The 15,079-nt window shown below is 71.6% G+C and carries 16 protein-coding genes; 12 read left to right on the top strand and 4 right to left on the bottom strand.

Going from position 1 to position 15,079, the window contains the following annotated elements; translation table 11 throughout:
* Positions 1-96: 96 nt before the first annotated feature.
* Both purB and ASG80_RS00625 read right to left on the bottom strand, forming a co-directional pair.
* Entirely contained in the window at positions 97-1,476 is a 1,380-nt protein-coding gene (gene purB / locus ASG80_RS00630; RefSeq protein WP_056727455.1) for an adenylosuccinate lyase, read from the bottom strand.
* Positions 1,473-2,000, bottom strand: coding sequence for a low molecular weight protein-tyrosine-phosphatase (locus tag ASG80_RS00625; RefSeq protein WP_056727454.1), 528 nt, complete (start codon positions 1,998-2,000; stop codon positions 1,473-1,475). The genes purB and ASG80_RS00625 overlap by 4 nt, the downstream gene beginning before the upstream one ends.
* Before the next feature lie 90 nt (positions 2,001-2,090).
* On the opposite strand from ASG80_RS00625, the gene ASG80_RS00620 reads away from it, so the two are divergent.
* The 3 genes from ASG80_RS00620 to ASG80_RS00610 all read left to right on the top strand — a co-directional run bounded on the left by ASG80_RS00620 (position 2,091) and on the right by ASG80_RS00610 (position 4,955).
* The gene (locus ASG80_RS00620) at positions 2,091-2,984 is read left to right on the top strand and encodes an aminoglycoside phosphotransferase family protein (RefSeq protein ID WP_056727452.1); all 894 of its coding nucleotides are present in this window, start codon (positions 2,091-2,093) and stop codon (positions 2,982-2,984) included.
* Positions 2,985-3,081: 97 nt separating this feature from the next.
* Complete coding sequence (locus ASG80_RS00615) at positions 3,082-3,405, top strand: hypothetical protein (RefSeq protein WP_156401583.1); 324 nt, start codon at positions 3,082-3,084, stop codon at positions 3,403-3,405.
* Complete coding sequence (locus tag ASG80_RS00610) at positions 3,402-4,955, top strand: hypothetical protein (RefSeq protein WP_056727448.1); 1,554 nt, start codon at positions 3,402-3,404, stop codon at positions 4,953-4,955. The genes ASG80_RS00615 and ASG80_RS00610 overlap by 4 nt, the downstream gene beginning before the upstream one ends.
* Here the strand turns inward: ASG80_RS00610 and ASG80_RS00605 are convergent.
* Complete coding sequence (locus tag ASG80_RS00605) at positions 4,930-5,313, bottom strand: phage holin family protein (RefSeq protein WP_056727446.1); 384 nt, start codon at positions 5,311-5,313, stop codon at positions 4,930-4,932. The genes ASG80_RS00610 and ASG80_RS00605 overlap by 26 nt on opposite strands.
* A 70-nt stretch (positions 5,314-5,383) precedes the next feature.
* On the opposite strand from ASG80_RS00605, the gene ASG80_RS00600 reads away from it, so the two are divergent.
* The 4 genes from ASG80_RS00600 (at position 5,384) to ASG80_RS00585 (ending at position 10,206) form a co-directional block, all read left to right on the top strand.
* A complete protein-coding gene (locus ASG80_RS00600; protein WP_056727444.1) occupies positions 5,384-6,475 on the top strand; it encodes a histidinol-phosphate transaminase in 1,092 nt (363 codons plus the stop codon).
* A gap of 16 nt (positions 6,476-6,491) precedes the next feature.
* Complete coding sequence (locus ASG80_RS00595) at positions 6,492-7,625, top strand: thiamine pyrophosphate-dependent enzyme (RefSeq protein ID WP_056727442.1); 1,134 nt, start codon at positions 6,492-6,494, stop codon at positions 7,623-7,625.
* Between the two features lie 116 nt (positions 7,626-7,741).
* Complete coding sequence (locus ASG80_RS00590) at positions 7,742-8,725, top strand: alpha-ketoacid dehydrogenase subunit beta (RefSeq protein WP_056728401.1); 984 nt, start codon at positions 7,742-7,744, stop codon at positions 8,723-8,725.
* 29 nt (positions 8,726-8,754) lie between these two features.
* A complete protein-coding gene (locus ASG80_RS00585; protein WP_056727440.1) occupies positions 8,755-10,206 on the top strand; it encodes a dihydrolipoamide acetyltransferase family protein in 1,452 nt (483 codons plus the stop codon).
* Positions 10,207-10,232: 26 nt separating this feature from the next.
* On the opposite strand, the gene ASG80_RS00580 is transcribed toward ASG80_RS00585, so the two are convergent.
* On the bottom strand, positions 10,233-10,718 hold the full coding sequence (locus ASG80_RS00580; RefSeq protein ID WP_162256575.1) for a GNAT family N-acetyltransferase: 486 nt from the start codon (positions 10,716-10,718) through the stop codon (positions 10,233-10,235).
* 172 nt (positions 10,719-10,890) lie between these two features.
* Here ASG80_RS00580 and ASG80_RS00575 point away from each other — a divergent pair, with 172 nt between their 5' ends.
* The 5 genes from ASG80_RS00575 (at position 10,891) to ASG80_RS00555 (ending at position 15,015) form a co-directional block, all read left to right on the top strand.
* Positions 10,891-11,928 (top strand): metal ABC transporter substrate-binding protein, encoded by a 1,038-nt coding sequence (locus tag ASG80_RS00575; RefSeq protein ID WP_156401582.1) that lies wholly within the window; start codon positions 10,891-10,893, stop codon positions 11,926-11,928.
* 4 nt (positions 11,929-11,932) lie between these two features.
* A complete protein-coding gene (locus tag ASG80_RS00570; protein ID WP_056727438.1) occupies positions 11,933-12,766 on the top strand; it encodes a metal ABC transporter ATP-binding protein in 834 nt (277 codons plus the stop codon).
* 61 nt (positions 12,767-12,827) lie between these two features.
* Positions 12,828-13,757: a metal ABC transporter permease gene (locus tag ASG80_RS00565; RefSeq protein ID WP_082589616.1), complete on the top strand. Its 930-nt coding sequence runs from the start codon at positions 12,828-12,830 to the stop codon at positions 13,755-13,757.
* Entirely contained in the window at positions 13,757-14,599 is an 843-nt protein-coding gene (locus ASG80_RS00560) for a metal ABC transporter permease (RefSeq protein WP_056727436.1), read from the top strand. Before ASG80_RS00565 ends, ASG80_RS00560 begins: the two co-directional genes overlap by 1 nt.
* Positions 14,596-15,015 carry a Fur family transcriptional regulator gene (locus ASG80_RS00555; protein ID WP_056727434.1) on the top strand — a complete coding sequence of 140 codons (420 nt, stop codon included), beginning with the start codon at positions 14,596-14,598 and terminating at the stop codon, positions 15,013-15,015. The genes ASG80_RS00560 and ASG80_RS00555 overlap by 4 nt, the downstream gene beginning before the upstream one ends.
* The last annotated feature ends 64 nt before the right edge of the window (positions 15,016-15,079 follow it).

Here is a 15,079-nt window from a genome sequence, read left to right as displayed (position 1 = left end):
GCTGCATCGGCAGACCCTCGTCGCGCCCATGATCCCGCAGATCGACGCCTGACGGAAGGCTCCAGCTCGACCCGGAGAAGGCCCGCGGCCGCTCGGTCAGAGCCGGTCGACGAGCTCTGCCGCGATGCCCGTGTAGCTGGCCGGCGTGAGCGCCAGCAGGCGCTGCTTGGCGGCATCCCCGACCTCGAGGCCCTCGATGAACGCGGCGAGCTCCGCCGCGGCGACTCGCTTGCCGCGCGTGAGCTCCTTGAGGAGCGCGTACGGGTCGGCGATGGTGGACCGCCCGGCAACCACCTCGGCGCGGATCACCGTCTGGATCGCCTCGCCGAGCACCTCCCAGTTGCCGTCGAGGTCCTCGAGGAGCCGTGCGCGGTCGAGGTCGATCTCGCCGAGCCCGCGCTGGATGTTGTCGAGCGCGAGCAGCGAGTGGCCGAATCCGACGCCGATGTTGCGCTGGGCGCTGGAGTCGGTGAGATCACGCTGCAGGCGGCTCGTGACGAGCGTCGCCGCGAGCGAGTCGAGCACCGCGCTCGAGAGTTCGAGGTTCGCCTCGGCATTCTCGAACCGGATCGGGTTCACCTTGTGCGGCATCGTCGACGAGCCGGTCGCGCCCGCCTGCGGGATCTGGCGGAAGTAGCCGAGCGAGATGTAGGTCCAGATGTCGGTGGCGAGGTTGTGCAGCACGCGGTTCGCGTGCGAGACCCGGGCGTACAGCTCGGCCTGCCAGTCGTGCGACTCGATCTGGGTCGTGAGCGGGTTCCAGGTGAGCCCGAGCGACTCGACGAACTCGCTCGAGACCTCGGGCCACGCGACATCCGGTGCCGCGACGACGTGCGCCGAGAACGTGCCGGTCGCACCCGAGAACTTGCCGAGGTACTCGGTGGCCTCGACCTGCCTGGCGATGCGCTCGAGCCGGTGCGCGAACACGGCGAGCTCCTTGCCCATCGTCGACGGGGTCGCGGGCTGCCCGTGCGTGCGCGAGAGCATCGCCGCGTCGCGGTGCTCGCCTGCGAGGGCGGAGAGGGTGTCGATGACGCCGCGGTACTTCGGCAGCCACACCTGGCGCACGGCGTCGCGCACGGTGATGGCGTAGGAGAGGTTGTTGATGTCCTCGCTGGTGCAGGCGAAGTGCGTGAGCTCGGCGATCGCGTCGAGTCCGAGCAGTTCGAGCCGGCGGCGCACGTAGTACTCGACCGCCTTCACGTCATGTCGGGTGGTGGCCTCGAGCGTCGCAAGCTCGTCGATGTCGGCCTGCCCGAACTCCGTGACGATCGAGCGCAGCTGCGCCTTCTGCTCCGGCGACAGCGGTGACGAGCTGAAGAATCCGCGGTCGGTCTGCGCGATGAGCCACTCGACCTCGACCTGCACGCGCGCCCGGTTCAGCCCCGCCTCGGACAGGTGCTCGCCGAGCTCGCCGACCGCAGCACGGTACCGTCCGTCGAGCGGGCTGAGCGGCTGGGGAGGCAGCGAAGTCATCGGTTTCCTTGTCTGAGTGCGGGGGCGAGTTGCCGGAAGAGCGCATGAGTCGACCGCTCTATCATCCCAAGAACTCGATCGAAGGTCGCCTCGTCGGAGTAGTAGGGGTCAGGCACGTCCTGCAGCGGCGCGAGGTCGGAGTCGAAGTCGAGCAGCAGCCGCACCTTGTCCTGGTCGAGCGATGACGGCGCCCAGTTGCGCAGGATCCGAGCCTGCCCTCGGTCGAACGCCACGATCAGGTCGAGCCGGGGGAAGTCCCCGACGTCGAACTGGCGCGCACGGTGATGGGATCCGTCGTAGCCCGCCCGCCCGAGCGCATCGATGGTGCGTTGGTCGGCCTGCTCGCCTACGTGCCAGTCTCCCGTCGCGGCCGACTCGATGGCGAGGCGATCGCCGAGCCCCGCGCGTTCGGCGAGGGAGCGCAGCACGACCTCGGCCATCGGCGAGCGGCAGATATTGCCGGTGCACACGAAGGACACTCGGAAGGGCTGCGCGGCGTCCCCCGCGGGCTCCGCTCGCGTCATGGTCCCATTGTGGACGAGATATGCCCACGGCACAGCAGGCAAATCGCGGCTGCGCTACGCTGGGCGATCCGCGCACGGGGAGGGGTCGAGATGACGGATGCCCCACCCGCCGACTTCCACGTCGACGAGGCGCTCGCGGCGCGGCTGGTGGCGGCGCAGCATCCGGATCTCGCGGGCCAGGTGCGGCTCGTGGCCAACGGCTGGGACAACGCGATCTTCCGGCTCGGCGACCGGTACGCGGTGCGGATGCCGCGGCGCGAGGTCGCGGTCGGGCTCATGTGGAACGAGCAGCGCTGGCTGCCCGAGCTCGCCCCGAGACTCCGCGTGCCGGTGCCCGCGCCGGTGCGGCACGGGCGGCCCGCTCCGGAGCTCGGCTACGACGTGCCGTGGAGCATCGTGCCCTGGTTCGCCGGTGAAAGCGGACTGGCGTTCGACGTCGAGACGCGCGGGGTCGCCGTGAACAGCCTGGCTGCGTTCGTCGCCGACCTCGGCGCCGTGCCCGCACCGGCGGATGCCCCGGCGAACGCCTACCGTGGCGTGCCGATCGCGAACCGCGACGCCCACGTGCGCGCCCGCCTCGCCGGCGGGCGCATCCCCGATGCCGCGCGGCTCCTCGCGGTGTGGGAGCGGGCGCTCGCGGCATCCCCGTGGTCGGGGCCCCGGGTGTGGCTGCACGGCGACCTGCACCCGGCCAACCTGGTGCTCGGGCCGTCGGGAGCGCTCGCCGCGGTGGTCGACTTCGGCGACATGACCGCGGGCGACCCGGCGACCGACCTCGCCACCGCGTGGCTCACGTTCGACGCGCGGGCGCGGCGGGTGTTCCGCGCCGAGCTCGAGGCCGTGCGCGGCGTCGACGAGGCGACGTGGGACCGGGCGCGCGGCTGGGCGCTCGTGATCGCCTCGGCCGTCGTCGAGCAGCAGGGCCCGTCGGGGGTGTTCGGCCGAGTTGCGTCGTACGTGCTCGAGCAGGTGCTGCGCGACTGATCGCGCTCGTCCTCCACAGCGGATGCGGGCGATCGTTCGTGCCCGGATGCCGCGGGGCGACACATCGGAGGACGCGCTGCGGCGAGAGGCTCGCGGCATGGATCACGACCCACTCATCGCCGCGCTCACCGGCCGGGCCGTCACGCCCGACCGCATCGACGGCGCCCGCCGGCACCTCGTGATGCTGCGCTCCCTGCACGACGAGGTGCGCCTCGATTCGATCGGGCTCGCGCCGCCGCCCCCGGGCGCGTGGCAATCCGCGGCCGCCGAGGGGTACGCGGAGCTCCTCGACGACCTGCGGATGCGGCTCGCCGGGGCGATGTCGGCGCTCGCGGATGCCGAGACGGCCCTGGAGCATCGCATCCGCCGGTTGGAGCACGAGCTGGAGGCGCAGGGCGACGTCGGGCAGGGCGCGCGGTGAGCGAGAACGGGAACGCGCCCGCCGCGCCTGACGCGCTCATCGTGTCGGGCGGAGGATCGACGGCCGTCGCGGTCGACGAGCTGTTCGTCGACGCGGCGAGGCTCGGCGCAGCCGTGACGGTGATCGCCGACTGGATAGATCGAGCCCATGTGGTCGGGCGCGGGCTGCACACGCTCGATGTCGACGAGCCCGCCATCCTCGGCGCCGCCGGCTCTCCCACCATGAACCTGGCCTTCGCGCGCCAGTGCCTCGAGCAGGCCGAGCGCCGTGCGAGCTCGCTGCGGTCCTCGCTCCTCGAATCGGCCGAGCGCTATGGCGCGACCGAGCGGCTCGTCGACGGGCTCTGGCAGCTCGCGGCCCTCATCGGCGCGCCATGGCTCGGCTTCCACGCGCCCGCCATCCTGGCGGGCGGACTGCTCGTGGCGAGCGCGCAGGCGGCCGCCTCCGCGATGGGGCGTGCCTTCGGCTGGGGCCCGACGCCCCTCGCGAGTTGGCTCGAGGAGCATCGCACGCTGCTCTCGGACCCGGCGTTCGTGCGACTCGTGCGCGTCGCCGCCGATCACGCGGATGAGACGTTTGCCGGCGCCCTGCACCTGCCCTTCCCGGTCGGACCCGCCGTGCGCGCGCCGGAGGGCGCGTCGATCATGCTCGGCGTCGCGGGGCTCCTCGGCATCGCGGGAAGCCATGTGCTGGTCGATGGCCCGGTGAACGTGAAGCGAGTGGCGCCCGCCACCTCGTCCGTCGCGGCCGACGCGGCTTCCGGGCGCCCGCCGGCGGGGCATCCGGCCGAGGCATCCGTTCGGCTGGGCGACATCGTCGAGCCGCCGAGCGGGGTCGGCGACCTCGCCGACCGCGTGCCGACGGGCGAGGGTGGGGCGCAGATCCGCATCGAGCAGTACGGCGCGGGCGACGAGAAGCGCTGGATCGTCTACGTGGGGGGCACCGTCGACGTGGGACTCGTCGCCGGCCGGCAGCCGGCCGACATGACGAGCAACCTGCACGGCATCGCCGACGACACGGCGCTCGATGCGCTCCGCATCGCCGGCGCCGAATCGGGTGCGGGCGAGCGTGCGGTGCGCGAGGCGATGAGCAGGGCGGGCGTCGGGCCGGATGACCCGGTGCTCGCGGTGGGGCACTCGGGCGGCGGCGTGATCGCGGCGAAGCTCGCGGTCGACCCCGAGCTCAATGCCGTCGGTGCGGTCAACCTCGGCGGCCCTGTCGCCTCGGCACCGACCCGCGAGGGCGTGGGCCTCCTCTCCATCGAGCACGAGGAGGACCTGGTTCCCGCCACCGGCGGTGCGGGGCATCCGTCGCCCGATCGCGTCACGGTCTCACGGAGCGTGCTCGACGCCGACCGTGAGTACGACGCCGTGCTGCCGGCCCACGAACTCGTCCGCTATCGCCAGACGGCCGCGCTCGTCGACGCCTCCGAGGAGGAACGGCTCGCGTCGTTCCGCTCGCTCGTCACCGACGTCACGGGTGGGGTGTCGGGCCTCCGCAGCGATTGGATGGCGACCCGGGACCTCAGTCCCGCGACGGGCGCACGATGAGCCCGATCAGCCAGCTGATGAGGCCAAGCACCAGCGCGCCGAGCACGCCCCACCAGAATCCGTCGATCACGAGCCCGAAGCCCATCAGGTCGCTGATCCAGGCGACGAGCAGGAGCAGCAACCCGTTCACGATGAACGAGATGAGGCCGAGCGTGAGCACGTACAAGGGGAACGCGACGATGCGGACGAAGGTGCCGACGATGGCGTTCACGAGGCCGAAGATCAGGCCGATCAGGAGGTACGTGAGCACGGTGGCGAGTTGCGTGTCCTCGTACGGGACGACGCGGATGCCCGAGACGATGAAGGTGGTGAGCCAGAGTGCGAGTGCGACGACGATGACCTTCAGGATGAACCGCATGGACCAACTCTGGCAGACGGTGCTTCGCGATCGAAGCGGTACGGTGGAATCCGTGACTGCACCTGAGCCAATGAGGGCGAGCGTGCGCCTTCGCCCCGAGATCGCCGCCCTCCCGCCCTATCGCCAGGGTCGGCCCGCGCCCGCCGAGGGCTACAAGCTGTCGAGCAACGAGAACCCGTTCCCCCCGCTTCCCGGTGTCGCTGCCGCGGTCGCGGCCACCGCGAACGAGATCAACCGCTACCCCGATGCGACGGCCCTCGTGCTGCGCGAGAAGCTCGCCGAGCGCTTCGGCGTCTCCGTCGACGAGGTGATCGTCGGTGCCGGATCGGTGTCGCTGCTTGCGCAGTTCATCGCGGCCGTCGCGGGTCCCGGCGACGAGGTCGTCTACTCGTGGCGCTCGTTCGAGGCCTACCCCGGGCTCGTCACGGTCTCGGGTGCGACGAGCGTGCAACTGCCGAACCGAGGCGATCACCGCCACGACCTCAACGCCATGGCCGACGCGATCACCAAGCGCACCCGGGTCGCGATCGTCTGCTCCCCCAACAACCCGACCGGCACGATCGTCACCGCCGCCGAGTTCGAGTCGTTCATGTCGCGCGTTCCCGATGACGTGCTCGTGCTGCTCGACGAGGCGTACATCGAGTTCGTGCGCGACGAGGCATCCGTCGACGGCCGCACGCTCATCGGCCGCTACCCGAACCTGGTCATCCTCCGGACATTCTCGAAGGCCTACGGCCTGGCCGGGCTTCGCGTCGGCTACGCGATCGGGCCCGTGCCGATCCTCGACGCGGCGCGCTCGACCGCCATCCCGCTCAGCGTCACCGCGGCATCGGCGGCTGCAGCGCTCGCCTCCCTCGAGCCCGCCGCCGAGGCGGAGCTCCTCGCCCGCGTCGAGACCATCGCGGGGCGCCGTGAGGCACTTCGCAACGCGTTGCTCGAACAGGGCTGGCCCGTGCCCGAGGCCCACGGCAACTTCGTGTGGCTGCCCACCGGAGAGTCGACGACCGAGGTGGCGGAGCGCCTGTTCGACGCCGGCCTCGTCACCCGGGCGTTCCCGCCCGAGGGCATCCGCATCTCCGTTGGGGAGCCCGAGTCTGTCGATACCCTCCTCCGGATTCTGGGTGAGCTTGTACCGGCCTCACAAGAACGGCACCCTGCGTAGCGGGTAGCGTGGAACGGTGCCAGCCCGCGAGAGAGACTTCACCGCGCCGACGGTCCAGCTCCTGACCCCCTCCGGGGAGTTGCGTCCGACTCCCGAAGCGGAGGCCTACCTGCCGCTCGTGGAGGCGCTACCCGACGCGACGCTCGAGCAGTTCTACCGCGACATGGCGATCTCGCGCCGCATCGACGTCGCCTGTGCGAACCTCCAGCGCCAGGGGCAGCTCGCCCTCTGGGTGCCGAGCCACGGGCAGGAGGCGGCGCAGGTCGGCTCGGCCCGCGCCGCCCGCCCGCAGGACCACATCTTCCCGTCGTACCGCGAGCACATCGTCGGTATGATCCGCGGCCTCGACCCGGTCGCGATCCTCTCGCTGCTCCGCGGCGCGACCCTCGGTGGCTGGAATCCCGCCGAGAACGGCAACTTCCACCTCTACACGCTCGTGCTCGCCTCGCAGACGCTGCACGCCACGGGTTACGCCATGGGCATCCAGTTCGACGGGCTCGTCGGCACGGGCGACCCTCACGCGGATGCCGCCGTGCTCGTGTACTACGGCGACGGCTCCACCTCGCAGGGCGACGCGAGCGAGGCACTCGTGTTCGCATCGAGCTACCAGACCCCCCAGGTCTTCTTCGTCCAGAACAACCAGTGGGCGATCTCGGTGCCCGTGTCGCGCCAGTCGCGCAGCCCGCTGTCGCTGCGCGCCGGCGGATTCGGCATGCCCGGCGTGCGCATCGACGGCAACGACGTGCTCGTGAGCTACGCCGTCACCCGGCAATCGCTCGAGGAGGCGCGCTCGGGCGACGGCCCGAGCCTCATCGAGGCCGTCACCTACCGCATGGGCGCGCACACCACCGCCGACGATCCCACGAAGTACCGCACCGACGCCGAGGTCGCGTACTGGGCCGAGCGCGACCCGATCACCCGGTACCGCACATGGCTCGAGGGCCGCGGGGCGTCGGCAGCCTTCTTCGACGAGGTCGATGCCGAGGCGGCGGATGTCGCGGCCGACCTCCGGCGCCGCGCACTCGACCTGACGGCGCCGACGCGCGAGAAGATCTTCGCCCACGTGTACAGCGAGCCGCATCCGCTCATGGCCGAGGAGTCCGCGTGGCTCGAGGCCTTCGAGTCCGGCTTCGAAGGAGGAGCGGCATGAGCCAGCGCACCGAGGAGGAGCGGCTCGTGGCCGGGTCCGTGGACGTCGCGGAGGCATCCGCCGAGGCATCCGATGCGGCTCCGGTGACACCCACGACCGAACATGCCGAGAGCGGCATGCGGGGCGTGCAGACCCTGTCGATGGCCAAGGCGATCACCGCAGGGCTTCGCGAAGCGCTGCGCGCCGACGATCACGTGCTGCTCATGGGCGAGGACATCGGCCCGCTCGGCGGCGTCTTCCGCGTGACCGAGGGGTTGCACGCGGAGTTCGGCGACCGACGCGTGCTCGACACGCCCCTCGCCGAGTCAGGCATCGTCGGCACCGCCATCGGGCTCGCGATGCGCGGCTACCGCCCGGTCATCGAGATCCAGTTCGACGGCTTCATCTTCCCGGCGTTCGACCAGATCACCACCCAGCTCGCGCGCCAGACGGTGCGCCACGACGGCACCGTCAGCATGCCGGTGGTCATCCGAGTCCCCTACGGCGGGCACATCGGGTCGATCGAGCACCACCAGGAGAGCCCCGAGGCGTACTTCGCGCACACCCCGGGGCTGCGGGTGGTCAGCCCTTCGAGTCCGCACGACGCGTACTGGATGATCCAGGAGGCGATCGACTCGAACGACCCCGTGCTGTTCTTCGAGCCGAAGAGTCGCTACTGGCCGAAGGGACCGGTCGACCTCGACCACTCGGGCATGCCGCTGCACGCGAGTCGCGTCATCCGCCAGGGCACGGATGTCACGGTCGTCGGTCACGGCGCCATGGTGTCGACCCTGCTGCAGGCGGCCGACGTCGCCGCGGGCGAGGGCACGAGCCTCGAGGTCGTCGACCTGCGCTCCCTCTCCCCCATCGACTACGGCCCCATCCTCGATTCGGTGCAGCGCACCGGGCGCCTCGTCGTCGCACAGGAGGCGTACGGCTTCGTCAGCATCGGCTCCGAGATCGCGGCGACCGTCGCCGAGCGCGCGTTCTACTCCCTCGAGGCGCCGGTGCTGCGCGTATCGGCTTTCGACACGCCGTTCCCCCCGGCCGCCCTCGAGGCCGAATACCTGCCGAGCCCCGACCGGGTGCTCGAGGCCGTCGACCGCGCACTTGCGTACTGACCCGCGGCCGTGGCCGAGAAAGGCGTGAGATGAGCGAGATCCGGTTCCCGTTGCCCGATGTCGGCGAGGGGCTGACCGAGGCCGAGATCGTGGAGTGGCGGGTCGCCCCCGGCGACCGCATCGAGCTCGACCAGGTGTTCGTCGAGATCGAGACGGCGAAGTCGCTCGTCGAGTTGCCGAGCGCGTTCGAAGGCGTGGTCTCGGAGCTGCTCGTCGACGAGGGCAAGACGGTCGACGTCGGCACGCCGATCCTGGTGATCCAGACGGATGCCGCCGCCACGGATGGCGCCGCGCCCGCGCCTGCGACCGGGGCAGCGTCGGGGGCGCAGGCCGCTCCCGCCGCATCCGGGGTGACCGCGCCCGCATCGGGGACGGTCGCATCCCACGCTCCCGCCGCGTCGGAGGGCGGTGGGGCCGTGCTGGTCGGACACGGATCCTCCGGTCCCGCGCCGACGCGGCGCAAGCGGCATCCGTCGCCTGGCGGCGCGCACGAGCAGCTCGCAGCGCGACCCGCGCCCATCGCCCCCGCGACACTCCCCGCACCGCCGGCCGCGGCGCAGCCGAACGCGACCGAGGCCGATGCGGCGCCGGCGGTCGCTGCGCCCCGCCCCGATTCGGGCGTGCCCGTGATCGCGAAGCCGCCGATCCGGAAGCTCGCCAAGGACCTCGGCGTCGACCTCTCGCGCGTTGCGCCCACCGGCCCGATCGGCGACATCACGCGCGACGACGTGATCCGCGAAGCGAGCCAGGCGAGCGTGTTCCGCAACATCCAGACGCCCGAGCTGCCGCCCGATCGCGAGACGCGGATCCCGGTGAAGGGCGTGCGCAAGGCCATCGCGAACGCGATGGTGCAGAGCGCATTCTCCGCACCGCATGTGTCGGTCTTCGTCGACGTTGACGCCACGCGCACGATGGAATACGTCAAGCGACTGAAGTCGTCCCCCGACTACGCAGGTGTCAGGGTGTCGCCGCTGCTCATCATGGCGAAGGCCATGATCTGGGCGGTGCGCCGCAATCCGTCGGTCAACGCGCAGTGGACCGACGAGGAGATCATCGTCAAGCACTTCGTCAACCTGGGCGTCGCAGCCGCGACCCCGCGCGGCCTCCTGGTGCCGAACGTCAAGGAGGCGCAGGCGATGACGATGGTGGAGCTCGCGGCGGCGCTCGAGCAGCTCACGCTCACCGCACGCGAGGGCAAGACCCAGCCGGCCGAGATGCAGGGCGGCACGATCACCGTCACGAACATCGGCGTCTTCGGCATGGACACCGGCACCCCGATCCTCAATCCGGGCGAGGTCGCGATCGTGGCACTCGGCACCATCAAGCAGAAGCCGTGGGTCGTCGACGGCGAGGTGCGCCCGCGGTTCGTCACGACGATCGGCGCCTCGTTCGATCACCGCGTCGTCGACGGCGACGTCGCGAGTCGCTTCCTCGCCGACGTCGCGTCGATCATCGAGGAGCCCGCACTGCTGCTCGAGTGACGGATGCCGCGGCATCCGTCACTGCGTCAGAGGCGAGCCTCGTAGACGACCGCGTCGTCGCTGCGGCCGACCTCTATGAGCCCGGCGCGCTCGAGGGCACGTCGGGCGGGGAGGTTGGGGATCTCGCACGCGGCGCGGGCCGTGGTCGCGCCGGCCGTGCGCGCGAGCGCGAGCGCCTCGAGCACCGTGTGCAGCGCGAGGCCCTGCCCGCGCACGGCGGGCACGAGCCCGAAGGCGAACTCGACCGTTCCGTCGCCGTCCGGCGGACCGAACAGGTTCACGCCGCCGATGGTCGCGCCGTCGTGCACGCGTCGCACGAGGTACGGGCCGAACGGGGTGGGGTCGCCGGTCTCGCGCACCGCACGCACGTACTCGCTGAGCAGCTCGGGCTCGTCGGTGAAGGCGTAGCCGCCCTCCCACCCGTCGTGCGGGTCGACCTCGCCGGAGAGCACGCGCTCGGCATCGGCGACGGTGAACGGATGCAACGTGAGAGGGGTCGTCGTCGTATCCACGTGCTTCATGCTCGCACGTCGGTGCGACACTCGCCAGCGCTCTCCACAGGATGACGCGGAATGCCGGACGCGCCTCGCGTGTTGCCGACCTGCATCGCGCCCACTCCACATGGTTTTGACAATCATTATCAATAAGGACTACCTTCGGGATATGACCTCACCTCCAAGGCCGATGCGCAACCGAATCCGGAACGCGTTCGGAACGGGCGCCGTGCTGGCGATCGGCGCGCTCGCGCTCGCCTCGTGCGCGAGCCCCGGGGCATCCGGAGCCGACGACGGCAGCGGCCCTTCGATCGTCGCCACGACCACGCAGGTGGGGGACTTCACACGCGAGCTCGTCGGCAGCACCGCCGAAGTCACCCAGCTCCTGCGGCCTGCGCAGAGCGCCCACGGCTTCGACCCCTCCGCGGCGCAACTGCTCGCGCTCGCCGACGCCGATGCGCTCGTCGTGAACGGCGCGGGGCTCGAGAGCTGGCTCGACGACGCCGTGAGCGCATCGGGCTTCGACGGCGTGCTCATCGATGCGAGCACGGGCATCGAGCTGTTCGGCTCGGGCGACCACGACGAAGAGGCCGACGCCGCGACCGACACGGAGGCCGACGAAGCATCCGACCATGACGGTCACGACCACGGCGACGGCAACCCGCACATCTGGACCGACCCCGAGCTCGCCGAGCACATGGTCGAGAACATCGCGCACGGCCTCGCGGAGGTGCCCGGCATCGACGCGGCGGCGGTCGACGCGAACGAGGAGGCGTACGTGGGGAAGCTCGACGCACTCGACACGTGGATCCAGGAGAACGTCGACACCGTGCCCGCGGAGCAGCGCCTGCTCGTGACGAACCACGACGCGTTCACGTACTTCATCGACGCCTACGGCCTCACGTTCGTCGGCAGCGTCATCCCGAGCTTCGACGACAACGCCGAGCCGAGCGCCGCTGAGATCGACGACCTCGTGGCGAAGATCCGCGCCACGGGCGTGCAGGCGGTCTTCTCCGAGGCGTCGATCTCACCGAAGGCCGCGGAGACGATCGCGCGTGAGGCGGGCGTCACGGTGTACTCGGGCGACGATGCCCTCTACGGCGACTCGCTCGGCACGGCGGGCTCGCCGGGGGAGACCTACCTCGGCAGCCAGATCCACAACGCGACCCTCATCCTGGAGTCGTGGGGCGTCACGCCTTCCCCGCTCCCCGCGCTGCTGCAAGGATGACCTGATGACCGACTCCGCCGTGCTGCGCCTCGATGGCGTCGCGTTCACCCACCCGGGTGGCGGGGGCGTCTCCGGCCTCGACTTCGAGATCGCGCCCGGTGAGGCGGTCGCCCTGATCGGCCCGAACGGCGCGGGCAAGTCGACGCTGCTGAAGGGCGTGCTCGGACTCGTGCCGCTCACGGCCGGCCGGATGGTCGTCGGGCGGAGCGCAACGGATGCCGCCGGGTCGGCGCGAGCGGCGAGCCCCGGCACACCGGGCCCCGCCTCTGCCGGCGACGATCATGCCCGCAACGGCATGATCGGCTTCCTGCCGCAGTCGGCCGAGCTCGATCCCGATTTCCCGATCAGCCTCGAGCAGGTCGTGATGCAGGGACGCTTCCGCCGGCTGGGGTTCCTGCGGTGGCCGGGCCGTGCCGACCGCGAGGCCGTGCGGCTGGCGCTCGCCACGGTCGGTCTCGCCGACCTCGCGAAGCGGCGGTTCGGCGAGCTCTCGGGCGGCCAGCGTCAGCGCGGGCTGCTCGCACGCGCGCTCGCCGGCGACCCGACGCTGCTGCTCCTCGACGAGCCGTTCAACGGGCTCGACCAGCAGAACCGCGATGCGCTGATCGACACGCTGCGCGCGCTCAAGGCGCAGGGCGTGGCCGTGCTCGTGTCCACGCACGACCTCGAGCTCGCAAAGCTCGTCTGCGACACCGTGGTGCTGGTGAACGGCACCCAACTCGCATTCGGGCCCGTGGCCGAGGTGCTCACGCTCGGCAACGTGCAGGAGTGCTTCGACGGCGTGGAGGTCGAGCTCGACGAGCACACGCTGGTCGTTCCCGGCCACGAGGGGCATTGATGCCGGTCGCGGCATGCGTGCGTGAGCGGCGACACGCGACGCGGCGGGGGAGTGGCGCGCGATGAGCCTGGGCGACGCGCTGTTCGGTGCATTCGCCGTGCCGTTCATGGGCCGAGCACTCGTGGTGATGCTCGTGCTCGCCGTGGTCGCGGGCGTCGTCGGCGTGCTCGTGAACCTGAGGGGGCTCGAGTTCATCAGCGACGGACTCACGCACGCGGTCTTCCCCGGGCTCGCGATCGGGCTGGCGGTGGGCGGCACCGCCGGCCTGCTCCCGGGTGCCGCCATCGCCGCGCTGACCGCGGCCGTGGTGCTCACCTGGCTCGTCAGGGCGGGCATCACCTCGGATGCCGCGATCGCGATCGTGTTGACGGCCACCTTCAGCGTCGGCGTCATCGTGGTGTCCCGCAGCGACGACTACTCCGGCGAGCTGGAGGCGCTGCTGTTCGGACGCGTACTCACGATTCCGCCGGAGGAGGTGCTCCCCCTCGTCGCGGTGTGCGCGATCGCCCTCATCGCCGTGGCGATCACCCTGAAGCAGCAGCTCTTCCGTGCGTTCGACGCGGGCGGCAGCCGTGCCGCAGGCGACTCGGCGCTCACGCTCGACCTCGTGTTGAACGCGTCGGTCGCTCTCGTGGTGGTCGCCGGCGCGAGCACGGTCGGCACGCTGCTCGTGCTGGCGCTGCTCATCGTGCCGGGTGCCGCCGCGCGCCTCGTGACCGAACGACTGTGGCTGCTCTTCCCCGCCGCCGCGCTGTTCGCCGCGCTCGCCGCGTGGTTCGGGCTCGCCGCGGGGTACGCGGCGTCGGTCGGGGCAGGCGTCGGCCTGCCGGCGGGCAGCACGATCGTCGCGGTGTTCGTCGCGGGTTACGCCGTCGTGCTGGCCGGTCGGTGGATCGCCGACCGCGTCGCGCGGCGCGGGGGAGTGGGTCTCGAGACGCGTCCGGCTGCGCCGGGCGCTCCTCGACCAGCTGAGGTGGGGGAGGGGCGCTGATGGGCTACTTCGAGCGGGCGCTCCTCGCGTCGATCGTCATCGGCGCCGGAGCCGGGTTCGTCGGGGCACTCGTGGTGCTCCGGCGCCGCACGTTCTTCGCGCAGGCGCTCACGCACGGCACCTACCCCGGCGCGGTCGCGGCGGCCGCCCTCGGGGTGAGCGTGCCGCTCGGGGCCGCAGCGGCATCCGTGGTGCTCGTGGCCGTGATGTCGGGCATCGCGCGCGTGCGGCGGCAGGGCGCGCAGGTTGCGGCCGGCATCGTGCTCACCGGCGGGTTCGCGGCGGGCGCGATCCTGCAGGCGGTCATCCCAGGCCTTCCGGTGCAGGCCGAGTCGCTGCTGGTCGGGTCGATCCTCACGGTGACCGAAGGGGACATCCTGCTCGCGGCATGCGTCGCGCTGGTCGCGGTGATCGCCGTGGCGGTCTTCGGCAAGGAGATCGCGTTCTCGACGTTCGACCAGGCGGGATTCCGCGCGGCCGGCTACCGGGAGTGGCCGGTCGAATTGCTCGTGCTGACGCTCACGGCTGCGACGGTCGTGAGCGCGCTGCCCGCCGTCGGCGCGATCCTCGCCATCGCGCTCATCGCCGCGCCGGCGGCCGCCGCGCGGCTCGTCGTGCCCACGTACCGCGGCATCCTGTTCACCGCACCCGTCATCGGCGCGGCATCCGGGGCCATCGGGGTGCTCGCGTCGCGCGCGCTCGCCGTGGCCGCCGGCCCGAGCATCGTGCTCGCCGCCACCGCGTTCTTCGCGCTCGCGCTGGGAATCTCCAAGTTGCGCGCACTACCGTGGAATCGAGTCGCCATCCCCGTGGAGACCGCAGAGGACGCAAGAACCGCATGAAGCGAAACACCTGGCAGCGCGAAGCCGTACGCGAGGCCCTCGACGAGACCGAGGGGTTCATCAGCGCGCAGGCGCTGCACTCGTCACTGCACGCGAGCGGATCTCCGATCGGCCTCGCCACGGTCTATCGCGCGCTCGGCGACCTCGCGGCGAACGGCGAGGCCGACTCGCTGCAGTCGCCCGAGGGCGAGGCGCTCTATCGCGCATGCAGCACGACCGGGCACCACCACCACCTCATCTGCCGCAACTGCGGACTCACGGTGGAGATCGCCGCCGACGAGGTCGAGTCCTGGGCGAAGCGCGTCGCCGCCGAGCACGGCTTCACCGGGGCCGCGCACGTCGTCGACGTGTTCGGGCTCTGCGCGAACTGCACGAAGGCGCTCGGCGCGGAGGAGGCGCATCCGCCGAGACACTAGCGGCCGGTGAGTGCCCGGGCGTAGTGTCTCGCTCGTAGACGGTGACCGGCCCGGGGGGCTCCGG

The sequence above is a fragment of the Agromyces sp. Soil535 genome, from assembly GCF_001428255.1.
In the GTDB taxonomy this organism is placed as follows: domain Bacteria; phylum Actinomycetota; class Actinomycetes; order Actinomycetales; family Microbacteriaceae; genus Agromyces.
This window is presented reverse-complemented; position numbering and strand designations above follow the sequence as displayed.

Coding starts and splice junctions, on each gene's coding strand:
- purB (WP_056727455.1), bottom strand. CDS start 1,476: ATGACTTCGCTGCCTCCCCAGCCGCTCAGCCCGCTCGACGGACGGTAC.
- ASG80_RS00625 (WP_056727454.1), bottom strand. CDS start 2,000: ATGACGCGAGCGGAGCCCGCGGGGGACGCCGCGCAGCCCTTCCGAGTG.
- ASG80_RS00620 (WP_056727452.1), top strand. CDS start 2,091: ATGACGGATGCCCCACCCGCCGACTTCCACGTCGACGAGGCGCTCGCG.
- ASG80_RS00615 (WP_156401583.1), top strand. CDS start 3,082: ATGGATCACGACCCACTCATCGCCGCGCTCACCGGCCGGGCCGTCACG.
- ASG80_RS00605 (WP_056727446.1), bottom strand. CDS start 5,313: ATGCGGTTCATCCTGAAGGTCATCGTCGTCGCACTCGCACTCTGGCTC.
- ASG80_RS00600 (WP_056727444.1), top strand. CDS start 5,384: ATGAGGGCGAGCGTGCGCCTTCGCCCCGAGATCGCCGCCCTCCCGCCC.
- ASG80_RS00590 (WP_056728401.1), top strand. CDS start 7,742: ATGCGGGGCGTGCAGACCCTGTCGATGGCCAAGGCGATCACCGCAGGG.
- ASG80_RS00585 (WP_056727440.1), top strand. CDS start 8,755: ATGAGCGAGATCCGGTTCCCGTTGCCCGATGTCGGCGAGGGGCTGACC.
- ASG80_RS00575 (WP_156401582.1), top strand. CDS start 10,891: ATGCGCAACCGAATCCGGAACGCGTTCGGAACGGGCGCCGTGCTGGCG.
- ASG80_RS00570 (WP_056727438.1), top strand. CDS start 11,933: ATGACCGACTCCGCCGTGCTGCGCCTCGATGGCGTCGCGTTCACCCAC.
- ASG80_RS00565 (WP_082589616.1), top strand. CDS start 12,828: ATGAGCCTGGGCGACGCGCTGTTCGGTGCATTCGCCGTGCCGTTCATG.
- ASG80_RS00560 (WP_056727436.1), top strand. CDS start 13,757: ATGGGCTACTTCGAGCGGGCGCTCCTCGCGTCGATCGTCATCGGCGCC.
- ASG80_RS00555 (WP_056727434.1), top strand. CDS start 14,596: ATGAAGCGAAACACCTGGCAGCGCGAAGCCGTACGCGAGGCCCTCGAC.